Origin of the sequence: Pseudoclavibacter sp. RFBB5 (assembly GCF_002931555.1) — a bacterium.
Lineage (GTDB): Bacteria > Actinomycetota > Actinomycetes > Actinomycetales > Microbacteriaceae > Pseudoclavibacter.
The window spans coordinates 1-1,309 of record NZ_PSTZ01000012.1; the positions used below are offsets into that span (position 1 = coordinate 1).

At 66.5% G+C, this 1,309-nt stretch carries 1 protein-coding gene; it reads left to right on the forward strand.

All coding sequences use genetic code 11. The features are described 5' to 3' along the window. A partial coding sequence (locus tag C5B97_RS17560) for a CoA-acylating methylmalonate-semialdehyde dehydrogenase (protein ID WP_104313506.1) occupies positions 1 to 1,296 on the forward strand: 1,296 nt, incomplete at its 5' end. Positions 1,297 to 1,309: the final 13 nt, after the last annotated feature.

Below are 1,309 nucleotides of genomic sequence, written 5' to 3' on the forward strand. Positions count from 1 at the left end.
TTCCGTGAGCTGCTGAACGAGCGGAAGCTCGAGCTCGCGAAGATCATCACGTCCGAGCACGGCAAGGTCGTGTCCGACGCGGCCGGTGAGATCCAGCGCGGCCTCGAGGTCGTGGAGCTCGCGACCGGGTTCCCAAGCATCTGCAAGGGCGACTTCACCGAGAACGCGTCCACCGGTGTGGATGTGTTCTCCATCAAGCAGGCGCTCGGCGTGGTCGGCATCATCAGCCCCTTCAACTTCCCCGCGATGGTGCCCATGTGGTTCTTCCCCATCGCGATCGCCGTCGGCAACACGGTGGTGCTCAAGCCCTCCGAGAAGGACCCCTCCGCGGCGCTCTGGCTCGCGGAGCTCTGGAAGGAAGCCGGCCTCCCCGACGGTGTCTTCAACGTCCTCCACGGCGACAAGCAGGCCGTCGACGGCCTCCTGAACCACGACGACGTCGCCGCGATCAGCTTCGTCGGCTCCACGCCCATCGCGCAGTACATCTACGAGACCGCCTCCAAGAACGGCAAGCGCGTCCAGGCGCTCGGTGGGGCGAAGAACCACATGCTCGTGCTCCCCGACGCCGACCTCGACCTCGTCGCCGACCAGGCCATCAACGCCGGCTACGGATCCGCGGGCGAGCGGTGCATGGCCATCAGCGTGGTCCTCGCGATCGAGCCCGTCGCCGACCAGCTCATCGAGAAGGTGAAGGAGCGCATCGCGAAGCTCCGCATCGGCGACGGCACCCCCACCGACACCCACACGGAGCCCGACATGGGCCCCATCGTGTCGGAAGTGCACCGCGACAAGATCGCCTCCTACATCCAGATCGCCAAAGACGACGGCGCGGACGTGCTCGTCGACGGCCGCGAGATCAAGGCGGAAGGCGCCGACGGCGGGTTCTGGCTCGGCCCGACCCTCATCGACAACCTCCCCACCACCAGCCGCGCCTACATGGAAGAGATCTTCGGCCCCGTCCTCGGCATCGTCCGCGTCAAGTCGTTCGAGGAGGGCGTGGAGCTCATCAACACCGGCCAGTTCGGCAACGGCACCGCGATCTTCACCAACGACGGCGGCGCTGCACGACGCTTCCAGAACGAGATCCAGGTCGGCATGATCGGCATCAACGTGCCCATCCCCGTACCCGTCGCCTACTACTCCTTCGGCGGGTGGAAAGACTCCGCCTTCGGCGACTCCAAGGCCTACGGCCTGCAGGGCTTCCACTTCTACACCCGCGAGAAAGCCGTCACCAGCCGCTGGCTCGACCCCGCCAAGCACGGCGGCATCAACCTCGGCTTCCCCGAGAACGACTGAGCAGCCCAGAACG